The sequence below is a fragment of the Pseudoalteromonas rubra genome (assembly GCF_000238295.3).
In the GTDB taxonomy this organism is placed as follows: Bacteria; Pseudomonadota; Gammaproteobacteria; order Enterobacterales; family Alteromonadaceae; genus Pseudoalteromonas; species Pseudoalteromonas rubra.
The window spans coordinates 42043-64245 of the sequence record NZ_AHCD03000026.1; the positions used below are offsets into that span (position 1 = coordinate 42043).

The following is a 22203-nucleotide window of genomic DNA, read 5'->3' on the forward strand; positions in this document are numbered from 1 at the left end:
GTTTGTCTTAGCTATGCTACCCCAGTTTAATAGCGACTATCTGTCCGGGAGCTATCGAGGTCGATTTGCTCCCTCTCCCTCCGGTGCGCTCCATTTCGGTTCTTTGATCGCCGCACTCGCCAGTTATCTCGATGCCAAAATCAATCACGGTCAGTGGCTGGTCCGTATGGAAGACATAGACACACCCAGAGTGGTTGCGGGTGCCGCCGATGACATTCTCCGAACTTTAGACGCCTATGGTCTGCATTGGGATGGTGAAGTGGTTTATCAAAGCCAGCGTCACGACTTATATCAGGATGTACTGGCGCAGCTTAGTGCCGCAGATCTGATCTACCCTTGCAGCTGCACCCGCAAAGCGCTCAAGCAGCGCGGTGGCATTTATGATAACCATTGTCGGGCGCGACAACTCACACCCGAAGGCAATGCACTGAGACTCACTCAAACTCAACCCGTTTATTCATTCACCGATCTGCTTCAGGGTGAAGTGCATCTGAGCAGCGCGTTGGCTGAAGAAGACTATATCGTAAAACGCCGTGATGACCTGTTTGCATACCAGTTAGTCGTGGTCGTCGATGACATTGACCAGCAAATTACCCGCATTGTGCGCGGTGCCGATCTATTGGAGCCCACCGCACGCCAGATCAGCTTGTTCAGACAGCTTATTGGCGACGCGCCAGACTATGCTCATGTCTCGCTTGCCGTGGCACAGCCCGGCTTTAAACTGTCCAAGCAAAACCATGCCCCTGCGATCGACAATACCAAACCACAACCTGCTTTGTGTGCCGCGCTACGCTTTCTGGGCTTACCTGTTCCGGACGAATTGCAACACGACTCAGTACCGACCATTCTGTGCTGGGCCGAACAGCAATTTACCTTACAGGCCTTACCACGTCATCGTGAGATCCAGGTTTCCATGTTAAGCAATGGACACTATGATTTTTCCCGGTTAACCGCCTGAGGCCGCAGCCACCTTTCCCCCAGGTCCTGGCACTCAATCTCATGTTGGATTTTTAATCATGAATCCACGCCCGCTCCTTCAATTTGACCCCATTTGAGTATATGATAGCGGGCCTCGTTAATTCGCCTACACTATACAAACTAAAACAAGTTCTATGGCCGTATGGCGAGTGTGTATGCATTAATGCACGCAATATTGATTGTTCAGGGTCGTTAGGAGAGTCGTTATTATTTCCAAAATTATTAAGCTTTGCCGCCAGATAGTTAAAGGCAAAGATCCGGTAGGAACCGTGACATGCAGCGCTACACCTGTGTTGATACCACGCAGTGAGCATGCAATCTCGCGTAAACAATTTAGCCCCAATGCAATCAAAGTGCTGTACCGACTTAAAGATGGCGGCTATGACGCCTACCTGGTTGGTGGTTGTATTCGTGATATTTTGTTAGGGATTGAGCCGAAAGATTTTGACGTGGTAACCAACGCCACACCTGAACAAGTCAAAAAGCTATTTCGTAATTGTCGTTTGATCGGCCGCCGTTTTCGCCTTGCACACATCGTTTTCGGCCGGGAAATCATCGAAGTGGCCACCATGCGCGGACACCATCAGGCACAGGACAATCCGGATCCGACCAGTCAGTCGAGCGACCAGGGCCAGCTACTGCGCGATAATGTGTATGGCACCATTGAAGAAGATGCACAGCGCCGCGACTTCTCAATTAATGCACTTTATTATTCAATTAACGACTTCAGCATCCGAGACTTTGCCGGTGGTATTGCGGCCATTGAGCACCGTAAAATAGAACTCATCGGCGACCCTGAAACCCGTTATCGCGAAGATCCGGTTCGAATGCTTCGAGCGGTGCGTTTCGCCACTAAGCTGGATATGAGCATTGCCGGCCCAACGGAAGCGCCGATTGCTGAACTGGCTCCGCTACTTGGCAACATTCCACCAGCACGCTTGTTTGAAGAAACCCTGAAACTCTTTTTGGGTGGCAAGGCCGAAGCTAACTTCCTGATGCTGAGAAAATATGGTCTGTTTAAACAGCTATTTCCGGCCGTGGATGCCATTTTGGATAGCGCTGACAGTGAATTTGAAATTACCTTTATTCAAAAAATGTTTGCCAATACGGACGATCGCATCAACGCAGATAAAAAGGTCACGCCGGCCTTTATTTATGCAGCCCTGTTGTGGTTCCCACTGCGCGATCGTTGCAACTCGCTGATAGCGGAAGGTATGAACGAGTATGATGCCTTTATGCAGGCGATCAGTCAGGTTCTGGCCGAAAACGCGCGTCATATTGCCGTGCCCAAACGTTTTACATTGGGTGCTCGAGACATCTGGCACATCCAACAGCGCCTCGATAAACGCGGTGGCCAACGTGCCTATCGTCTCAGCCTGCAACCCAGATTCAAAGCGGGCTATGATTTCCTGCTGTTACGGGTTGAAAGTGGCGAGACAGAGCAACAAGAACTGGCAAACTGGTGGACCGACTATCTACAACAGGACGTTTCCGGACAAAAAGAGATGGTGAAAGCTCTGGGTCAACGCTCAGGAGGCTCAGAAAGACGCAGACGCCGTCCCAGAAACAAACCACGCAGAAAACCTAATCCTGAATCATGAACACCGTTTATATTGGACTGGGGGCGAATCTTAACGCCCCTGAGGCACAGCTACGTAATGCGCTGGATGCCCTGAACACATCGCCTGTACTGACGCTCGCGCAGGTCTCCAGCTTTTATGCCTCAAAACCTATGGGTCCGCAGGACCAACCCGACTATGTGAACGCCGTTGCCAAACTTATCACGGATCTACCCGCCATTGAGGTACTCGATTTGCTGCAGCAGATTGAACTGCAACATGGCCGGGTACGCAAAGCCGAACGTTGGGGTCCACGTACCTTAGACTTGGATATTCTGTTATACAACGATGCCCAGATAACCACGCAACGATTAACCGTGCCGCATTATGGGTTATGTGAACGTGAATTTGTGGTCTTTCCATTACTGGAGATTGCACCCGAACTCACTCTGCCCACAGGCCAGGTACTGGCAGACATCGCCACCAGGTTACCACGTAACGGGCTGACTGCCATTAGTCAGTATCCTGTTGCAGCACCGCTTGCATAGCATGACCTGAGCACCGCAGTGCGCTCAGCATCGAATTGAACACAAAGGGGGAAATATGGCTAAAGTAACTGTTTCAACATTGGCCAAGAAAAAACGTGAAGGAACAAAAATCACGGCACTAACCGCATACGATGCCAGCTTTGCCAAGCTGTTCTACGACAACGGCGTTGACATTATCCTGGTCGGCGATTCATTAGGTATGGTACTGCAAGGCGGCGAAGATACCCTGGCAGTCACCACCGCTGATATCGCCTATCATACTCGCTGTGTTCGCGCGGGTAGCAAATCACTATTTGTGATCGCAGATATGCCCTTTATGAGCTACGCTAACCCGGCCCAAGCATGCGAAAACGCAGCGACATTAATGCGTTCAGGCGCAAATATGGTCAAATTGGAAGGCGGTGAATGGCTGCTTGATTCTATTCGTTTGCTCACCCAGCAAGGCATCCCTGTGTGTGGTCATTTAGGCCTGACACCGCAGTCCGTAAATGTCTTTGGTGGCTTTAAAATTCAGGGCCGGGAAGACGCACAGGCGGAGAAAATGATTGCCGATGCGATTGCGTTAGAGCAAGCCGGTGCACAGCTGCTGGTTGTGGAGTGCATTCCTTCTTCACTGGCCAAACGCATCAGCGAAGCACTGAGTATTCCGGTCATAGGTATCGGAGCGGGTAAAGACACCGATGGTCAAATCCTGGTTATGCACGACCTGGTCGGTATCTCTGCAGGCTATATTCCTAAGTTTTCGAAAAACTTCCTCGCCGAGACGGGCAACATGCCTGAAGCGGTCGAAAAGTTTTGCGCCGATGTGAAAAGCGGAGCATTCCCCTCTCAGGAACACGAGTTTAACTAATGCAATCAATTACAGAAATCAAATCTCTGCGCAGCCAAATCAAGGCCTGGCGACAACAAGGGCAAAGCATTGCCTTTGTCCCCACTATGGGCAATTTGCATCAGGGACATTTTTCACTGGTTGAGAAAGCCAAAACCCTGGCGGACAAAGTAGTGGTCAGTATTTTTGTCAATCCAATGCAATTTGGTGCCAACGAAGATCTGGACAAGTACCCGCGGACACTGACTCAGGATAAACAAGGATTAGCGGAACTGGATACAGACATTGTCTTCACCCCCAGTGTTGATGCTATCTATCCAAACGGGCTCGACACACAAAGTTATGTCGATGTCCCCGGTGTATCCGAAGGTTATTGCGGTGGCAGTCGCAGCGGTCACTTCAGGGGCGTAGCTACTGTCGTCACCAAGTTATTCAACCTGGTACAACCTGACTTTGCCTGCTTTGGTGAAAAAGACTATCAGCAACTCCAGGTTATCAAAACCATGGTACGCGACTTATCGATGCCTATCGAAATTATTGGCGTGCCGACTCAGCGGGAAATTTCCGGGCTGGCAATGAGTTCACGTAATGGCTATTTGTCTGAACAAGAAAAAGATACCGCGAAGGTGCTGTATCAGGTATTAAATGATACCGCACAGCAACTGCAAGTCGGCGTACGCGATTATGCAAAGCTGGAGCAGACAGCCAAATCTGTCCTCGAAGACGCGGGACTTCAACCTGATTACTTTTCTATCGCACAAAGACAGAGCCTAAAACCTGCTACACTGGAAGACGGTGAGTTTGTCATTTTGGCTGCGGCTTATCTCGGCCAGGTGAGACTAATCGATAATATCCAGGTCCTCACCGACGCATAACAATGTATAGGATCCCTGAGTTCTCGGCGCACAGCGCTGTGGGATCCTAATTTAAATTACTCTCTTGCAGGACTGTCTCATGAAACCACAGATATCGATTATCGCCTTGCTACTGGCAGGCTGTAGTAACACCAATTCCCCCGAACTGAACCAGTGCGCACAACAAAACTATCAATGCGAACAAAGCTGCGAGCAACGTGCGAACCCTCAGTCAATGGCCATGCAGGTGTGTAGCGATGGATGTATTGAGTCGTTTAACCAATGTAAGGCGCAGGCTGAGCAGCTCACTCAGCAGCAGCGTAATAGCACCTTGTATTAAAAAAATTAGACATAAAAAAACCGCTCCTAGAGCGGTTTTTTCTTTCTGTGCAATGCTTATAGCAGGCCTAGCTTCTTAAGCTCTTTGCTTGCAAGCTGGCTTGAAAGTGGTACATAACCATCTTTCTCTACGATCTTCTGACCTTCTTTTGACAGCACCATCTTCAGGAACTCGGCTTCAATTGGAGAAAGCGGCTTGTTCGGGTGCTTATTTACATAAAGGTATAGGAAACGAGACAGTGGGTATTTACCCTTTGCAACATTGTCCAGCGTCGCATCAACAAAGTTGTCGCCTTTCTTCGACAGCGGTACTGTGCGCACACCTGATGTCTTATAACCAATGCCTGAGTAGCCAATCGCATTCACTGATGAAGAGATTGACTGAACCACTGAGGCTGAACCTGGCTGTTCGTTTACGTTGTTACGGAAGTCACCTTTACACAGGGCTTTTTTCTTAAAGTAACCATAAGTACCTGATACTGAGTTACGACCATACAACTGAATGTCTTTGCTACCCCAGTCACCAGACAGACCTAAGTCGCTCCAGCGTTCAACTTGCTCAGACGCACCACACTTACGTGTTGATGAGAAGATAGCATCAACCTGGTCAATACGCAGACCCTGAATTGGGTTATCTTTGTGTACAAATACGGCCAATGCATCGATAGCAACACGTACTTCAGTCGGCTTATAACCATAACGCTTTTCAAACGCTTCGATTTCTTTCGACTTCATCTTACGGCTCATTGGGCCGAAGTTGGCTGTCGCTTCTGTCAAAGCCGGTGGCGCAGTAGAAGAACCTGCTGCCTGAATCTGAATGTTCACGTTAGGGTAAATACGTTTGTACTCTTCAGCCCAGAACGTCATCATGTTAGCCAGTGTGTCAGAACCCACAGATGAAAAGTTACCTGAGATACCGCTGGTTTTGTTGTACTCAGGTAGATTCTTATCAAGTGCAGAGGCTTGAGCAGATACCAGTGTTGTTACAGCCACACCCATTGCGGCAACTAAGCTTTTAAATTTCATTGGGGTCACTCCAAATGTTCTTCCCATTTAATTTCTGAGCACATTGTGCAGAAAACAAATGACAATAAAATTACTCTCAAATGACACTTTTATGACTTTCAGTATTTGTCATAAAAATGCGTTTTTCTTTTTCAAAGGCAAATGAGAAACACGATCCTTTGCCCAGTGTACTGTCAATTTCCAGATGTGAGTCATGGCGTGACAATACGTGTTTGGTGATGGCCAAACCCAGCCCGGAACCCCCGGTTTTGCGGCTACGTGCCTTATCTACACGATAGAAACGCTCGGTCAGCCGGTTTATGTGCTCAGGCGCAATCCCATCACCATTATCAATGACAGAAAAACGGGCACGCTCTGATTCCAGAAACCAGTTCACGGTGATTTTTCCACCAGGCTTAGTGTAATGAATGGCATTGAACACCAGGTTTGAAAAGGCGCTGCGCAACTCATCAACACACCCTTTAATATCCAGTGCCTGATCAACGTTAAACTCAATCTCATGATGCTTATCCTGATTCAGCGAATTGGCTTCAGTCTGGATCAGAGTCAGCATGGCTGGCACATTCACCGCTTTGTCATTGTCCTGATTACGCTGCCCTTCAATGCGGGATAAGGAGAGCAATTGATTCACTAAGCTATCCATCCGTTTGCACTGCTCTATCATAGTATGATGTGCTTTGTTCCACATTGCCGGCGGCGGCATGTTGTCGCCTTCCATCATTTCCAGATAACCCGTCACCACTGTCAGTGGCGTACGCAGCTCGTGAGATACATTGGCAACAAAGTCTTTGCGCATCTGCTCGAGCTGTTTCAGTCTGGAGATATCACGCACCACCATCATTAACTGCTCTGCGTAGGGCATGACCCGAAACTCTAATACACGCTCTCCACCATGTCCCGACTCCATCTCCAGGGGATCATGAAAATCATGAGCTTGCATATATTTGACGAACTTAGGATCGCGGATCAGGTTATCCAGGCGTTGGCCATGATCTGTCGGCCATTGCAGACCCAACACCTTAAGGGCAAGTTGGTTACACCAGACAATACTGAGATCCTGTTGCATCACAATCACAGCATCAGGCACCGCCTCGGCGCCTTCACGAAAACGTCGGATCAATTCAGCCAACTCATTGCGCTTTTTGCGGTTGCGGTGCTGTAACTGGTAGATGCCTTCAAAGATCTGCTCCCAGGCGCCCGAACCTTCAGGTGGGTTAAAGCTGCGCTGATTGATCAACCAGTCACTCAGTCGATACAGTTGTTGATAATGCCAAATCAATAGCACCATGGCACCGATAAAGAGTAATACAAACGGTGCGCCTAATAAGATCCCAATCAGGGTTAATGGCAGGAAATACAAAAACAGGCGTTTCAATAACGCCTGTTTATCAATCACCCTATACATACAAAATGATCCTAAAGAAAATGCGCCATGGTTAGCCTACCATAGCGCCAGGTGCTTTACAGCTTACTCGAGAAGCGATAACCAGCACCGCGTACGGTTTGTACCAGGCGATCATGGCCCAATGGTGCAATCGCTTTGCGTAAGCGACGGATATGAACATCCACTGTACGATCTTCAACATACACATTAGTGCCCCAAACGTGATCCAGCAACTGTTCTCGGCTGTAAACACGCTCCGGGTGTGTCATAAAGAAATGCAGCAACCTGAACTCAGTAGGCCCCATTTCCAGCTCATTACCAGCAGAGGTTACGCGGTGTGAAATCGGATCAAGACGTAACCCGTGCACTTCAATAGCCTCTTCCAGTGACGTTGGAGAAACCCGTCGCATCACTGCTTTGATACGTGCCATTAATTCTTTTGGAGAGAAAGGTTTCGTAACGTAGTCGTCTGCACCCACTTCCAATCCTTTGACCTTATCTTCTTCTTCCCCACGTGCTGTCAGCATGATAATCGGGATTTGTCTGGTGTATTCGCTTTGTTTAAACTTCTTGGCAATCTGAATACCGCTGCCACCTGGCAACATCCAGTCCAATAACACCATATCAGGATAAGGCTCAACCATAGCTGCAATTGCAGAATCATAGTCTTCAGCTTCAATGGCTTGAAAACCATTTTGTTCCAACACAAACACCAACATTTCTCTGATCGGCGCTTCGTCATCAACTACCAGTACTTTACGTGACATTCCCATTTATCTCTTACGTTACCGAAGTGGGTTTCATTATTATGACTAAGTATGACAGTTTTATGAAATACCAAGTGATAAAAGATGACAATTGGGAAAAAAATAGGGCCAAACAAATACAAAGCTATAATACTGAAAAAACGTAAGTTTCATCCAAATGCAGACTTACTTTGACCGGTAAATGGGTTAAATCCTTGTTTAGTCAGGTTTGTTTTGTCGGTTTGCGTGCACAAGATGTAAAACGAACGCTGTAAAGGCCACGTAACGCCAGACATACGGGCCATTTAAGTTCATTTACAAACCAGAGCAAAATGGCTCAGGAACAATACGCTCAGACCGGGTTATAACGATACCTTGAATCCAGTCATATGAGGGTCACTGAATCCTATTAACCCGGGAGGACTCTGCAATGTTACACAGTCCCTCCTGCATGACGCTATAAAATGCATACTTAATCAAGTGGTGCTATTGAGTATCAGCCCACTCTGTACGCTAAAAGTCATACCTTAATGTCAGTGCCATATGATCCTGATCTGCTTCGTTATCGAGATCGATTTTACTGTACCACAAATACATTCTTGTTTGTTTTGACAGGCTTTTCTCAACCCCGATGGAAGTTGCATCACCAGAGTCCTTCAGCTTGCCGGAGGCACCATCGGAGTTTTGATATTGCGCCAGCAACTTGTAACCATTGTCCAACTTCAGTGATGCACTGGCCATATAACTGTCTACCGTGTCATTACTGTCAATCGCTTCACTTTGCTGATAGCTGGCGCCTAAGGTCACTTTAGCCACTTTGCCTTGTACAGTAATGCGGGTAATATCCTGGCCTGCAACTTCTTCATCGCGTGCCACACTGGCATAAATCGCGGTTTTTTTCAGTTTACTGTCACCATAAGAGGCCGCCATAGACAACCCGCTTTCGCCATTTTGCTTACTGTTATCCTCACTGATATAACTGACTGTGAATTTAAGGTGATTCAATGAAGGGGTTGTATATTGCAACGTATCACCAAGGCGGTTTTCACCAACAAAAAAGCTCTTGATGTCGGCGTTGAAGTCGTTCATGAGATCCACTTTCCCCTGAGACTTCTTCATAGGCGTGTCAGCCCGCCCCACCAAAACCTGGCCAAACCGGCCTTTGACACCCACATACTGTGAGCGTGCGGTAATGTTCTCTTCAGACTTACCGTCGTTATCGTTTTCAGACATTTCAACCTGAAATTCCAGCTTATAAAATGCGGAGATCCCGGTGTCTATGTCCGCTCCGCCTTTGATCCCCATCCTGGAGGCATAGCTCTCAACAGATGTGTCTGAGCCACTTCCCGTGTCACTGTTTGCTACACCCAAATGGGCGCGACCGTAAACCTTGAGCTCTTCAGCCTGTACTTCCATGCAAGCCAGCGCAGAACACCCAATAAGGGCAGCCATAAAGCATTTCTTCATACTTTGACCCCAATAAAAATCAATGTGAGCAGAATAGAGTATTATTTAAAGCTAGACGCTCTGTATCAGAGATCAAGTGGTGTACCGCTGGATCAAAGTTTTTCTAAGTTAAAATGTCAGAGATCACATTTATACCAACAAGATCCGATCGGGATCATATTTTTACTAAGCAAAATGATCTGTTTTGGCAGGCGTAATGCGGCAAACGGGCTAACTTATTGATTTTAGATCGGTTCCAAGGGGATAAAACGCTCAGATCCTCCTCTGACTTAGTAAGATCACGATCCCGAGACGTTTAAACCTCTGTCACTTAGTCAAGATCTGATCCCACTTTGCATGGGTAGGTAAAACTCTGATCCCAACAGGATCAACGCACCTGCCAGAGGCAATCAGCACAAACAAAAATGCCGCAGTACAGCGCCTGCGGCATTTAACACTCACCCAATTGTGTCGTGTTAGTATTTATTTGATCTGAGGATCCAGCTCACCTGACAGATATTTCAGGTGCATATCGTCCAAAGAAATTGGCTTAATGCGGCTTGCATGACCCGCAGTACCAAACGCTTCGTAACGGGCAACACAAATCTCTGTCATTGCTTTGGTTGCTTCAGCAAGGTACTTACGAGGGTCGAAGTTAGCAGGATTATGTGCCAGGTGACGACGGATAGCGCCTGTCGCAGCCAAACGTAAGTCTGTGTCAATGTTCACCTTACGCACACCGTGCTTGATGCCTTCAACGATCTGCTCAACGGGTACACCATAAGTCTCAGGGATCTCGCCACCAAATTCATTGATCACGGCCAGCCACTCCTGTGGCACCGATGAAGAGCCGTGCATGACCAAATGAGTATTCGGGATACGTGCATGGATCTCTTTGATACGGTTGATTGCCAGGATGTCACCCGTTGGTGGACGCGTAAACTTGTATGCACCATGAGAAGTACCACAAGCAATAGCCAGTGCATCAACACCCGTTTTCTTAACGAAATCAGCCGCTTCTTCAGGATCGGTCAGTAGTTGATCATGAGAGAGTTTACCCACTGCACCAATGCCATCTTCTTCACCCGCTTCACCTGTTTCTAGTGAACCCAGAACACCCAGCTCACCCTCAACCGAAACACCACCAGCGTGTGCCATTTCTACAGTACGTCGCGTTACATCAACATTGTACTCATAGCTAGATGGGGTTTTACCATCTTCCATCAAAGAACCGTCCATCATAACAGATGAAAAGCCAAGCTGAATTGAACGCTGACAGACGCCAGGAGACGTACCGTGATCCTGGTGCATAACAACCGGAATATGTGGCCATTCTTCCACTGCGGCCAAAATCATATGGCGAATAAACGGTGCCCCTGCGTACTTGCGTGCGCCTGCCGAGCCCTGAACAATCACCGGACTGTTGGTTTTGTCTGCCGCTTCCATGATAGCGCGCATTTGCTCTTGGTTATTTACATTAAAGGCAGGAACGCCGTAACCATGCTCTGCGGCATGATCCAGCAATTGACGCATACTGATTAAAGCCATTGTGCTTTCTCCAATTGTTGATGAGTGAAGCTGATATTTCCAAACCAGCGCTCTTACTCATCGATTTGAACGGGATAAATTTTTAAGTGCTACACACTCAATTTGTTTTGAGAGTAAATGTGAGAGAGTCTCAAAACCGGACCAAACTAGCGGCCCAAAAAAGTGATGCTGCGACGTATTGCGCAGCATCGTGCTTGAATTACGCTTTCGCTCTTTGTTCAAGCATAGCGACTGCTGGCAGTTTTTTCCCCTCAAGGAACTCTAAAAACGCACCACCGCCAGTCGAGATATATGAGATTTCATCTGCTACGCCGTATTTATCGATCGCAGCAAGGGTATCACCACCGCCAGCAATCGAGAAAGCGCTGGACTTTGCAATCGCATTGGCAATCGCTTCAGTACCATTACCGAATTGATCGAATTCGAATACGCCCACCGGGCCATTCCAAACCACAGTACCTGCGTTGGCAATAATCTTAGCCAGCGTATTAGCAGTTTCAGGACCAATATCGAAGATCATGTCAGTGTCACGGACTTCCGCCACATCTTTGATCTCTGCAACCGCAGACTCTGAGAACTCGTCACCCACTACCACGTCAGTCGGCACAGGAATATCTCCGTCATTGGCCTGAGCAGCAGCACTCAATTTATTCGCTTCATCAATCAGGTCTGCTTCATACAGAGACTTACCTACCGGATTACCTGCTGCAGCGATGAAGGTATTCGCAATACCGCCACCAGTAACCAGTTGATCAACCACTTTTGATAGTGAGTCAAGTACTGTCAGTTTAGTAGACACTTTAGAGCCACCCACAATAGCAACCAGAGGGCGTGCCGGGTTATCTAGTGCTTTACCTAATGCATCCAGCTCTGCCGCCAGTAACGGACCTGCACAGGCAACGTCAGCAAACAAGCCAACGCCATGCGTTGATGCCTGAGCACGGTGCGCTGTACCAAATGCATCCATCACATACACGTCACAGAGTGCTGCCAGCTTCTTCGACAGGGCTTCATCGTTCTTCTTTTCACCAACATTGAAGCGGACATTTTCGAATACCACAACTTCATTGTCTGCGATATCAACGCCATCCAGATAGTTGTCAACGAGACGCACATTTTGATCTAGTGCGTCGTCAAGATAATCAACAACTGGTTGTAGTGAATACTGCGCATCGTATTCCCCTTCCGTTGGGCGACCCAGATGAGACATCACCATAACCTTGGCACCTTTTTCCAGGGCAAGCTTAATGGTAGGTAAAGACGCTCTGATACGGGCATCTGATGTAACCTTACCTTCTTTCACCGGTACGTTAAGATCTTCACGGATCAGAACGCGTTTGCCGTTTAAATCTAAATCCGCCATCTTAATGACTGACATTGACATCTCCTTCAAGAACGATACTGAGTTTTTAATTAACTTGTGTCATTGCTGTGGCGGTATCGAGCATGCGATTTGCAAATCCCCACTCGTTGTCGCACCACACCAGCAACTTCGCCAACCGTTTCTGGCTGACGCGTGTTTGGGTACCATCTATGATACTGGAATGTGGATCATGATTAAAATCCACCGAGACCAACGGCTCTTCAGTGTAGTCCAGTATCCCTTGTAACGGACCGCAAGCGGCCTGTTGTAATGCATTATTCACTTGTTCGAGCGTCACATCACTGTTCAGGGTCACGCTCAAATCCATTGCCGTCACATTAATGGTGGGTACCCGCACTGCAATGGCTTCAAAACAGCCATGAAATTTAGGCAAGATCCGCTCGATCCCGCGGGCCAGCTTAGTATCCACCGGGATAATTGACTGACTTGCAGCGCGGGTGCGCCGCAGATCAGGATGATAAGCATCAATCACCTGTTGATCATGCATAGACGCATGGATCGTTGTGATGGTGCCCGAGCCAATCCCAAAAGCATCATCCAATACATTTATGACAGGGACAATACAGTTAGTGGTACATGAACCATTTGATACGATGGTATGTTCAGGACGCAGTTCTTTGTCATTGATACCATACACTATGGTGGCATCGACGTCCGCGTCAGCCGGGTGAGAGAACAACACTTTCTTAGCACCCGCGCGCAAATGTGCCTGAGCATGAAAACGGGAATGAAATACACCTGTACACTCTAGAACCACATCAACATCAAGGGCATGCCAGGGTAAATGGCTGGGATCGGCTTCGCTAAACAGTTGGATTTTATCTTCTCCAACCGTCAGATAAGGCGCATCAAGGTGAACAGGAAAAGAAAAGCGCCCGTGTGAGGTATCGTATTTCAGCAGATGTGCAATGCCCTGCGGATCCGCAAGTTCATTTATGGCGACGATTTGAATGTCATGCTGGCGACCAGATTCATACAAAGCTCGCACTATATTGCGACCAATACGACCAAAACCATTTATAGCCAGTTTGATAGTCATTAAATTGAAGATCCACCACGTTGTGAAAAATTGGGCTCAATCCTGCTGCATATGCGGTGTATAAACCGCACGCGAATAAATTTCCCAAGCTTTCCGTATTAAGATGGCGCTATTGTAATCGACCAGGCACAAATGTGTAAGAGATATGCAAAAATAATTATGTCAGTTGCCTGAGTAACGCCCCATGTGCCCCTCCAAACTGGCTGTTTTGTGCGAGTAAAAGCTCCGCAGTACTCAGCGCATCACTCAGTGCATGATGCTCACAAGCTGACGGTAACCCATAGCGCTGACGACAGGCAGACAAAGTCAGACAATCTGCCGCAAGCGTTTGCCCCTGTCTGAGCAAACGATTTCTCTCAATCTGCATGGTATCCAGGATCAACTCAGGACGCACAGAGATATCATGAGACGCCAACGCTCGCTTGAGAAAGCCCCAGTCGAGTATAGCGTTGTGGCATACCAATACACCCCGTTCGAACGACTCGGCCAGTTGTTGTAGTAATACACGCAAACTGGTTCCCTGTGCTAATGCCCGCTCGTCCACACCATGGATCACAGGACTTTGCCCCAGCTGACGTACTTCCTTATTCAATATGTGCCGGGCTGTGCTAAGCGTGATACGGCCCTGTCGGATCTCAACCCAGGCGGCGGAGACAATTTCGTCTCGTTTCGGGTCTAATCCAGTCAACTCCAGATCCAATACGATCAGGTTGGCATCATCCAGTCTAAGGTGACGGTAAGTATGCCAATTACGTAGTCGGGTTAGCCAGCTCACAGGCTACCTCTGGCAAATTTGAAGGCACATGCTTGCTGTGCCTGCTTGATCAAATGAAAGGCTTCTTTGAGCTGATGCCGCTCCAGTGAGCTTAGATGCTCCGGATTAATGCAATTTTCTGGCAAGCCTTCTTGGTCAATCTGCGTACGCAAACGCAACTGAGTTAAAAAGCGCCAGCAATCTTGCAAGTTAGCAATGTCTTCAGCACTGAGCACTCGGTGCCCTTTCAGCGCCTGTAAGCGTTGCAGAGTATTGGCTTTACGGATCCCAGCTTGCAGCGCATAAAGACGAACAACATCGTTGATGATCACCACGCCGCGCTTTTTTAAGTCCAGATATTTGTGCTTATGCTTGTCCTGCTGCAACTTAAATTGCTGGAACAAACCAATTGGGACTGTATTTACATTGATATCGGCGGCCATTGCGGCGTAGAACAACTCATTTTTCGGGATCTCACTCAAATGATGCTGGAATTGGCCAAACAAGACATCCGATCCCGTAATAAAGCGCAGATCAAAATAGATCTTACAGTTGAGCATAGCGTGAGGTGTCGGCGCATCGATCCAACTCATAAACCGCTCGCACCATTCACTGAGCGTGCCCCGACACTGCGGATTACTTGCCATGATATTACCCGGACATGTGCGGATCCCACACTCATCCAGCTGCTGACAAACAAATACGCCAAGCTGGGCAAAATACTGTCTTTGTTCATCTGTCACCCCTTCGGGCAACAACAGACCATTGTCCTGATCAGAATGCAGGGTTTGCTCTTCACGCGCCTGGGAGCCAAAGCAGATCCAGGCAAACGGGGTTGGGGCGTTGCCGTGCTGCTGCTGATATAGGTCGATCAAACGTCCTGTTAGTGCATCACTGAGCCCACTGAGTAACTGGCCGATCAATGAAATATCCTCGATCTTGTTGGCAAAATCACTCAACAGATCCGGGATCTCTTTTGCCAACTGCCTCACCTGGGCATAACTACATGCTTTGTAGATCCGGCCAATCAACTGCACCGGATCGCTTTTTTGCTGACGTAGAAGGTCGGTGCTGGTGATCATGCCTATCGGCGTGCGATCTTCACTGAGCACAGGGAGATGATGAATATTATGCTTAAGCATTAAATGCAATGCCGAAAAGATCCGGTTGTTTTCGAAAATGTGTTTCGGTTTGACCGTCATGATCTCACCAATAGCCCGGGCAGGATCAAGACCTGCTGCCAGCACCCGGTTGCGCAAATCGCGATCCGTCACAACACCGGCTAACTGCTCGTGCTCAGTCACCATGATCGAAGAAACCCGATGCTTCTTCATGACTTTGGCCGCTTCCTGAATGCTGGCATCAGGCATCAGGGTCACCGCAGCCCGACTCATTAACTCGCTGACAGGATGTTCAGACCAGCTGTTTCCCGATTCTTTATAATGACTGGATAGCAGACGTTTGGCATGAGCACGCACAAAATGCTGCTCAAAAGGCTTATATTCACGACGGAGAAAATCAAACGCCGATTGTGGCAATACATAGACCAGCCCAGGTTGCACCACTTCCAGCTGATTGCTGATTGGCTCACCGGTTAACAACGAGGGGTAACCAAAGTAATCCCCTTCAGCGAGCCGGGTGACCAATTCTCCCCGATCTGAACGCAAATCAAAGTGACCGGAACGCACCAGATATAGCTGGGGCAGATCGCTTTTGAACCACTGGGCCTGATTCTGTGCGCTGACATAAATGATATCCAGGTGTTCAACAAAGTAATCTGCCGCGCTGTCGGTCAGCTGAGCAAATGGCGCCTGTTGCTGCACAAAGGTCAGCACATCCTGTACCTGAGCCGTCATAACCCCTCCCAAAAATAACAACTACTCCACAGCTTTCGCCATGAAGTAGTTGGTTTCTTTGCTATCAGAAAGTACCCCTACCTGATAGGCTGCGCTTTAATGCGCATGTGCTGCAGATGATCCTTTCGGGTTACGGATCCCATCTACCATTTGCTTCACTTCAAGTGGCGTCTCAGCCGTCAGCTTCATGACAATGGCAGCAATTCCAAAGTTCACTAACATACCAATAATGCCAATCCCTTCAGGTGAAATACCAAATAACCAATTCGCTGGCGTATTCAGTTCCGGGCTGACAAATTTAAAGTAGATGATGTAAGCGGCGGTAAAACCAATACCACACACCATACCGCTGATGGCACCTTCTTTATTCATGCGTTTAGAGAAGATCCCCATAATGATCGCCGGGAAGAAGCTTGCTGCCGCCAGACCGAAGGCAAAGGCCACCACCGACGCCACGAATCCGGGCGGATTAATACCAAAGTAAGCCGAGATGGCAATGGCCACCATTGCCGACAAACGTGCGGCCAGCAGCTCTTGTTTATCACTGATATCCGGCTTAAGTGTGCGTTTGAGGAGATCATGGGAGACCGAGGTGGAGATCACCAGTAACAGGCCTGCTGTTGTCGACAGTGCTGCGGCTATGCCACCAGCGGCGACCAGCGCAATCACCCAGGCTGGTAAATCTGCAATTTCCGGATTCGCCAGTACCATGATGTCACGGTCGATTTTGACTTCATTACGGCTTGCCGGGTCGTCAATCTTACCAGCGGAATAGAACATCTTGCCGTCGCCGTTTTTATCATTGAAGGTGATAAGGCCCGTTCTTTCCCAGTTTTTCACCCACTCAGGCGCCTCGGCATACGCCGTACCGCTGCCATCTTTACCATTAATCGTGTCAATCATATTCACCCGGGCAAATGACGCAACCGCTGGTGCTGTGGTGTAAACAATGGCGATGAACACTAAGGTCCAGGCTGCTGAGATACGAGTATCTTTTACTTTTGGTACAGTAAAGAAACGCACAATAACGTGTGGCAGACCAGCCGTACCGACCATCAGAGCAGCCGTAATAGCAAAGACGTCAATCATACTCTTGGACCCTTCGGTGTATTGCGCAAAGCCGAGTTCGGTACTGAGTCCGTCGAGTTTATCCAGCAAATAGGTTCCGGAGCCGTCCGCCAGCGTACCGCCAAAGCCTGTTTGCGGCAGTAAGTGGCCAGTCATCATCAAAGAGATAAAGATAGCGGGTACCAAATAAGCAAACACCAGCACACAGTATTGCGCAACCTGAGTATAAGTAATGCCTTTCATACCACCCAATACCGCATAGAAGAATACAATCACCATCCCGATATACACACCGGTTTCGATGTCAACTTCGAGGAAGCGAGAGAACACTACGCCTACGCCACGCATTTGCCCTGCGATGTAGGTAAAACAGATAAAGATTGCGCACAGTATGGCCACAACCCGTGCTACCTGCGAGTAATAACGGTCGCCGATAAAGTCCGGCACAGTGAATTTACCAAATTTACGCAGATAAGGTGCCAGGCACAGTGCCAGCAGCACATAACCACCGGTCCAGCCCATCAGATACACACCACCGTCGTAACCGGCAAATGAAATGATCCCCGCCATGGAAATAAACGATGCTGCGCTCATCCAGTCGGCGGCCGTTGCCATACCGTTTGCCAGCGGCGGCACACCGCCACCAGCAACATAGAATTCATTGGTTGAACCGGCGCGCGCCCAGATGGCAATACCGATGTACAGGGCAAAGCTAAGCCCAACAATTAAAAAGGTGAGAGTTTGAACATCCATCATAGCGCTCCTTATTCATCCACGCCGTATTTTTTGTCCAGCGCATCCATTTTGAATACATAGACAAAAATCAAAGCAACGAAGGTATAAATTGCGCCCTGCTGCGAAAACCAAAAACCCAATTTAAATCCGAAGAAGCGGACCTCGTTGAGTACATCAACCAGCAGAATGCCGCATCCAAAAGACACCACAAACCACACTACTAATAGCTTAAACATTAAGGCTAGATTCTCTGACCAATATGCTTTTGCTTGTTCTTCACTTTTAAAAGCCATGATAAGTCCCCTTTCACACACCTGTTGCCGATGTGCTGGTGTTAATGACCTTTTGACTGTAGCAATGGGTCGTCAAGAAGAAATTGAGACCTTAGTCGTAACAACAAGGTTACGTTTACGTAAACTGCGATAGAAGTGTACATTAAGGACCAATAAAAATTTTAAAATCAACAGCTTAATTAATTTAGCAAGAGATTAGGACGATTAAAGGAACGCATACCTCAGGGATAAGACATTAGTCTAATTAATTCAATAAAAATCGAATAATTATGTAAAATCAGGTGATTATGTCACTTTGGATATTTTGCAAGTGATGCTACTTTAAAGGCACAACGACAATAACAAGAATTAACACAAGGGCTCATCATGACGGCTGCACTGATCCTCGTTGCCATCGCCTATATCGGCTTACTCTTCTGGCTTGCCAACTGGGGGGATAAAACAACGCCGGCTGCAACACGGATCAGCCATCATCCTTTTGTTTATGCCCTCGCACTGGGTATTTATTGTACCTCATGGACCTACTATGGCTCTGTGGGCACCGCCGCCAACAGCAGCTGGCACTATTTACCCATTCTGCTGGGTCCTGCCCTACTGTTTATGTTTGGTCAGGGCTTCTTGCGCAAACTGATCCTGGTCAGTAAAAAACAAAACATCACCACCATCGCCGACTTTATTTCAGCACGTTATGGTAAGCGCCAGACCACCGCGGTGATGGTCACTATGATAGCCTTGCTGGCCACCATTCCCTACATTGCGTTGCAGCTCAAGGCACTGAGCAGCAGCTTTTTACTGTTACAACAGGGCACCCCAATTTCCGGGGGCATGCTGGCCATGACCGGCACTTTGTTAATGGCCCTGTTTGCGATCTTTTTTGGCACCCGCAAAGTCGATGTTACCGAGTATCGCTCCGGACTGATGCTGGCGGTCGCATTTGAATCGCTCATCAAGTTGCTGGCGCTGGTCGCTGTGGCTGTGATCGCCATAAAAGCACTGCTAACCCAGAGCGACTCGACGACCTTGCTATTTGCCCACTGGCAGGGATTTGATTTTACCAATTTCAACTTTGTCGGTCAGACACTGATGGCCGCAGCAGCCATCATTTGCTTACCTCGTCAGTTTCATGTCACTGTGGTCGACAACCAGGATAGCCGTCACCTCCGCACTGCCCGCTGGGCTTTCCCGCTATACCTTATCCTGATCGCTGCAATGATCTTGCCGATTGCCACAGCAGCCATTCATCCCAATATCGGCCAAACCGTCGCAGCAGACAGCTTTGTACTGGCTCTGCCAATGATGCAGGGTCACCCGTTAATCACCACTTTTGTATTCATCGGCGGGTTGTCGGCAGCCACCGCCATGATAGTAGTCGCCACATTGACGCTCAGTACCATGCTTTCCAATGATGTGGTGCTCCCTTTGCTGATAAAGCGCAAGTTTAAGAAAAACCGCCTCACCAGCAATTATAAAACCCGAATTTTACTTATCCGTCGCTTTATCATTGCGGCTATCCTGGTGCTGGCATTTCTTTATCAGCAATGGTTTGGCCATGGCGAAGCGCTCGCCAACATGGGCCTGGTGGCGTTTTCTTTGGTCACTCAGTTATTACCAGCCATTGTCGGTGGACTGTACTGGCGAAAAGGCCATGCTTATGGCGTCTATGCCGGGTTACTGGCCGGTTTTTTGTGCTGGATGTTATTTCTGATGTTTCCCGTCATAGAAGCCGGCAGTGCGCTGGATTTTGATACCCGCCAGACCATCATCACCCGGGGCACTTTACTGGCGCTACTGGCCAATATCAGTTGTTATATCAGCTTCTCATTAGGTGCATATGAGCGCCTCATTGATAAGATCCAGGCAGCCGCGTTTGTGAGCCCATGGGAACAAGCCAGCGCAGCTAAACGGCTTAACAAAGACGTTAAGGCCACGGTGTACGACTTTACAGTATTACTACAGACCTTTTTGGGGATCCAGCGTAGTCAGCAGTTACTCAGCCATTACGCTATTAATCATGATATTGAAGACAGTAACGCCTATCCGAGTGCTGATTTCATTGCCTTTTGTGAGCGGGCTCTGACCGGCGTACTGGGCGCTTCCTCAGCCCGCGCCCTGATCCATGCCGTCTCGTCGGGTAAGCAGCTCGCCTTTGAAGAAGTAGTTAACTTTTTTGACGAAACCACGCAGGCATTGCAGTTCAACCAAAACCTGTTATTTACCTCTTTGGAAAACCTCAGTCATGGCATCTCTGTCGTCGACAAAGATCTCAACCTGGTTGCCTGGAACCGCCGTTATCACGAAATGTTCGAATATCCGGATGGTTTTTTACAAGTAGGCCAGAACATTGAGGAAGTGATCCGCTTCAACGCCGAGCGCGGTGAATGTGGCCCCGGAGAATTAGAAAAACTAGTCGAGAAACGTGTACGGCATTTGAAAAATGGCACGCCCCACCATTTTATTCGTCACCGCAGTAATGGCCAGGTGTTCGAGATGACAGGTAATCCGTTGCCAGAAGGTGGCTTTGTTACCAGCTTCTCTGACATCACCAGCCATATCGACACCCAAAACGCACTTGAAGAGGTCAATATGGATCTGGAAAACCGCATCGAGGCGCGTACCCAGGAGATCCGTTTGATCAACCAGGATCTGAAGGCTCAGATCGCCAGCCGGGAGGAAACCGAACAGGCACTGGTGGGCGCTAAAAAAGAAGCAGAACGCGCTAATGACAGTAAAACCCGCTTTCTGGCCCTGGCCAGCCATGATATTTTGCAGCCCCTCAATGCTGCGCGACTCTACCTGGCGGCCATTGATGAAGATAAGCTGCAAGGCAATGATCGTAGCAACCTGGAAAAGCTGGGTGCCAGCCTCGATTCAACCGTGCACCTGATGTCGGCATTGCTGGATATTGCCAAGCTGGAACAAGGCGCTATGAAGCCAACCCCCCGCCATTTTGATATCAACGACATTATGTCGCCACTGGCCAATGAATACGCCATTTTGTGTCAGGAAAAAGGCCTGTCATTGCAAGTGCGCACGAGTCACCAAATCATTCATAGCGACATTACCTATCTGCGTCGTATCGTGCAAAACCTGGTCTCCAATGCAGTAAAATACACAGAGCAAGGCCGGGTTTTACTGGCCTGTCGTCGTCGCAGTCACAGTGTCCGCATTGAAGTGTGGGACACAGGCCCGGGTATCTCGGAGCATGAACAGCAGAAAATATTTAACGACTTTTACCGCATTCAGAGTGGCGACAACAAAGGGGTCGGGCTGGGGCTGGGCGTTGTAAAGCGACTGTGTGAATTGCTCAGTATGCCACTCGAGATACAATCAATTCCAGGTAAGGGCAGCCGTTTTTGTGTCGAAGTGCCTCTGGGCGACCAACAGCAAGTCCAGCAAAAAACCACACAGTCAGAGCAAAAACCAAGCGCAAAAACCCGCCTGAATCTGGTGGTGGTTGACGACGATCCGAAGAACCTGGCTGCGATGGCCAGCTTACTTGATAAATGGCAGTTTAGTTATCAGATGTTTGAAAGGGCAGACAAAGCCAGACAGTATGCAGCGCAAAGCCCGGCACCGGACTTTATCCTGATGGATTATCAGCTCGATAACAATGAAAATGGGGTTAATCTGATCACGGAATTACGGCAATGCTGGAACGCCCCGATCCCGGCGGTACTGATCACGGCAGTACGTGACGAACCTTTAAAATTACAGGCTAAACAGGCCCAGATCCACTATCTGAGCAAACCTCTTAAACCGGCTAAGCTGAAAGCACTGCTCAACCACAGTACCTGAGAGGCGCACTTCAGAACAGATG

The 22203-nt window shown here is 48.5% G+C and carries 18 protein-coding genes; 7 read left to right on the forward strand and 11 right to left on the reverse strand.

Features of this window, described 5'->3' with window-relative positions; translation table 11 throughout:
* Nucleotides 1-13 precede the first annotated feature (13 nt).
* The 6 genes from gluQRS (at nucleotide 14) to PRUB_RS02890 (ending at nucleotide 5108) form a co-directional block, all read left to right on the forward strand.
* Nucleotides 14-958, forward strand: coding sequence for a tRNA glutamyl-Q(34) synthetase GluQRS (gene gluQRS / locus PRUB_RS02865; RefSeq protein WP_040644562.1), 945 nt, complete (start codon nucleotides 14-16; stop codon nucleotides 956-958).
* 259 nt (nucleotides 959-1217) lie between these two features.
* Nucleotides 1218-2579, forward strand: a complete 1362-nt coding sequence (pcnB, locus tag PRUB_RS02870) for a polynucleotide adenylyltransferase PcnB (RefSeq protein ID WP_081694282.1) — start codon at nucleotides 1218-1220, stop codon at nucleotides 2577-2579.
* The gene (folK, locus tag PRUB_RS02875) at nucleotides 2576-3085 is read left to right on the forward strand and encodes a 2-amino-4-hydroxy-6-hydroxymethyldihydropteridine diphosphokinase (RefSeq protein ID WP_010383456.1); all 510 of its coding nucleotides are present in this window, start codon (nucleotides 2576-2578) and stop codon (nucleotides 3083-3085) included. The genes pcnB and folK overlap by 4 nt, the downstream gene beginning before the upstream one ends.
* Before the next feature lie 55 nt (nucleotides 3086-3140).
* The gene (gene panB / locus PRUB_RS02880) at nucleotides 3141-3935 is read left to right on the forward strand and encodes a 3-methyl-2-oxobutanoate hydroxymethyltransferase (protein ID WP_010383457.1); all 795 of its coding nucleotides are present in this window, start codon (nucleotides 3141-3143) and stop codon (nucleotides 3933-3935) included.
* Nucleotides 3935-4789 (forward strand): pantoate--beta-alanine ligase, encoded by an 855-nt coding sequence (panC, locus tag PRUB_RS02885; protein ID WP_010383458.1) that lies wholly within the window; start codon nucleotides 3935-3937, stop codon nucleotides 4787-4789. The genes panB and panC overlap by 1 nt, the downstream gene beginning before the upstream one ends.
* Before the next feature lie 79 nt (nucleotides 4790-4868).
* Nucleotides 4869-5108: a hypothetical protein gene (locus PRUB_RS02890; RefSeq protein ID WP_010383459.1), complete on the forward strand. Its 240-nt coding sequence runs from the start codon at nucleotides 4869-4871 to the stop codon at nucleotides 5106-5108.
* Between the two features lie 56 nt (nucleotides 5109-5164).
* Here the strand turns inward: PRUB_RS02890 and PRUB_RS02895 are convergent, their stop codons facing one another.
* From PRUB_RS02895 to PRUB_RS02945, 11 genes are all read right to left on the reverse strand, one after another.
* Nucleotides 5165-6133: a PstS family phosphate ABC transporter substrate-binding protein gene (locus tag PRUB_RS02895; RefSeq protein WP_010383461.1), complete on the reverse strand. Its 969-nt coding sequence runs from the start codon at nucleotides 6131-6133 to the stop codon at nucleotides 5165-5167.
* A gap of 76 nt (nucleotides 6134-6209) precedes the next feature.
* The gene (gene phoR / locus PRUB_RS02900) at nucleotides 6210-7538 is read right to left on the reverse strand and encodes a phosphate regulon sensor histidine kinase PhoR (RefSeq protein WP_010383463.1); all 1329 of its coding nucleotides are present in this window, start codon (nucleotides 7536-7538) and stop codon (nucleotides 6210-6212) included.
* 56 nt (nucleotides 7539-7594) lie between these two features.
* On the reverse strand, nucleotides 7595-8284 hold the full coding sequence (gene phoB / locus PRUB_RS02905; RefSeq protein ID WP_010383464.1) for a phosphate regulon transcriptional regulator PhoB: 690 nt from the start codon (nucleotides 8282-8284) through the stop codon (nucleotides 7595-7597).
* Between the two features lie 492 nt (nucleotides 8285-8776).
* The gene (locus PRUB_RS02910) at nucleotides 8777-9715 is read right to left on the reverse strand and encodes a porin (protein WP_010383465.1); all 939 of its coding nucleotides are present in this window, start codon (nucleotides 9713-9715) and stop codon (nucleotides 8777-8779) included.
* 477 nt (nucleotides 9716-10192) lie between these two features.
* Nucleotides 10193-11257 (reverse strand): class II fructose-bisphosphate aldolase, encoded by a 1065-nt coding sequence (gene fba, locus PRUB_RS02915; protein ID WP_010383466.1) that lies wholly within the window; start codon nucleotides 11255-11257, stop codon nucleotides 10193-10195.
* Nucleotides 11258-11456: 199 nt separating this feature from the next.
* The gene (locus PRUB_RS02920; protein ID WP_010383467.1) at nucleotides 11457-12635 is read right to left on the reverse strand and encodes a phosphoglycerate kinase; all 1179 of its coding nucleotides are present in this window, start codon (nucleotides 12633-12635) and stop codon (nucleotides 11457-11459) included.
* Between the two features lie 31 nt (nucleotides 12636-12666).
* Nucleotides 12667-13680, reverse strand: coding sequence for an erythrose-4-phosphate dehydrogenase (epd, locus tag PRUB_RS02925; protein WP_010383468.1), 1014 nt, complete (start codon nucleotides 13678-13680; stop codon nucleotides 12667-12669).
* 157 nt (nucleotides 13681-13837) lie between these two features.
* The gene (locus tag PRUB_RS02930) at nucleotides 13838-14455 is read right to left on the reverse strand and encodes a 3'-5' exonuclease (RefSeq protein WP_010383470.1); all 618 of its coding nucleotides are present in this window, start codon (nucleotides 14453-14455) and stop codon (nucleotides 13838-13840) included.
* Entirely contained in the window at nucleotides 14452-16290 is a 1839-nt protein-coding gene (locus tag PRUB_RS02935; protein WP_010383471.1) for a DUF294 nucleotidyltransferase-like domain-containing protein, read from the reverse strand. The genes PRUB_RS02930 and PRUB_RS02935 overlap by 4 nt, the downstream gene beginning before the upstream one ends.
* 96 nt (nucleotides 16291-16386) lie before the next feature.
* Nucleotides 16387-18111, reverse strand: a complete 1725-nt coding sequence (locus PRUB_RS02940) for a sodium:solute symporter family protein (RefSeq protein WP_010383472.1) — start codon at nucleotides 18109-18111, stop codon at nucleotides 16387-16389.
* 11 nt (nucleotides 18112-18122) lie between these two features.
* Nucleotides 18123-18386, reverse strand: a complete 264-nt coding sequence (locus PRUB_RS02945; protein ID WP_010383473.1) for a DUF4212 domain-containing protein — start codon at nucleotides 18384-18386, stop codon at nucleotides 18123-18125.
* Between the two features lie 366 nt (nucleotides 18387-18752).
* Between PRUB_RS02945 and PRUB_RS02950 the strand changes: the two genes are divergently transcribed.
* Complete coding sequence (locus tag PRUB_RS02950) at nucleotides 18753-22181, forward strand: PAS domain-containing hybrid sensor histidine kinase/response regulator (protein ID WP_010383474.1); 3429 nt, start codon at nucleotides 18753-18755, stop codon at nucleotides 22179-22181.
* The last annotated feature ends 22 nt before the right edge of the window (nucleotides 22182-22203 follow it).

Excerpts from the sequence above, each read along its gene's own strand:
- gluQRS (WP_040644562.1), top strand. The coding sequence starts at position 14 with ATGCTACCCCAGTTTAATAGCGACTATCTGTCCGGGAGCTATCGAGGT.
- folK (WP_010383456.1), top strand. The coding sequence starts at position 2,576 with ATGAACACCGTTTATATTGGACTGGGGGCGAATCTTAACGCCCCTGAG.
- panB (WP_010383457.1), top strand. The coding sequence starts at position 3,141 with ATGGCTAAAGTAACTGTTTCAACATTGGCCAAGAAAAAACGTGAAGGA.
- panC (WP_010383458.1), top strand. The coding sequence starts at position 3,935 with ATGCAATCAATTACAGAAATCAAATCTCTGCGCAGCCAAATCAAGGCC.
- PRUB_RS02890 (WP_010383459.1), top strand. The coding sequence starts at position 4,869 with ATGAAACCACAGATATCGATTATCGCCTTGCTACTGGCAGGCTGTAGT.
- PRUB_RS02895 (WP_010383461.1), bottom strand. The coding sequence starts at position 6,133 with ATGAAATTTAAAAGCTTAGTTGCCGCAATGGGTGTGGCTGTAACAACA.
- phoR (WP_010383463.1), bottom strand. The coding sequence starts at position 7,538 with ATGTATAGGGTGATTGATAAACAGGCGTTATTGAAACGCCTGTTTTTG.
- phoB (WP_010383464.1), bottom strand. The coding sequence starts at position 8,284 with ATGTCACGTAAAGTACTGGTAGTTGATGACGAAGCGCCGATCAGAGAA.
- PRUB_RS02910 (WP_010383465.1), bottom strand. The coding sequence starts at position 9,715 with ATGGCTGCCCTTATTGGGTGTTCTGCGCTGGCTTGCATGGAAGTACAG.
- fba (WP_010383466.1), bottom strand. The coding sequence starts at position 11,257 with ATGGCTTTAATCAGTATGCGTCAATTGCTGGATCATGCCGCAGAGCAT.
- PRUB_RS02920 (WP_010383467.1), bottom strand. The coding sequence starts at position 12,635 with ATGTCAGTCATTAAGATGGCGGATTTAGATTTAAACGGCAAACGCGTT.
- epd (WP_010383468.1), bottom strand. The coding sequence starts at position 13,680 with ATGACTATCAAACTGGCTATAAATGGTTTTGGTCGTATTGGTCGCAAT.
- PRUB_RS02935 (WP_010383471.1), bottom strand. The coding sequence starts at position 16,290 with ATGACGGCTCAGGTACAGGATGTGCTGACCTTTGTGCAGCAACAGGCG.
- PRUB_RS02940 (WP_010383472.1), bottom strand. The coding sequence starts at position 18,111 with ATGGATGTTCAAACTCTCACCTTTTTAATTGTTGGGCTTAGCTTTGCC.
- PRUB_RS02945 (WP_010383473.1), bottom strand. The coding sequence starts at position 18,386 with ATGGCTTTTAAAAGTGAAGAACAAGCAAAAGCATATTGGTCAGAGAAT.
- PRUB_RS02950 (WP_010383474.1), top strand. The coding sequence starts at position 18,753 with ATGACGGCTGCACTGATCCTCGTTGCCATCGCCTATATCGGCTTACTC.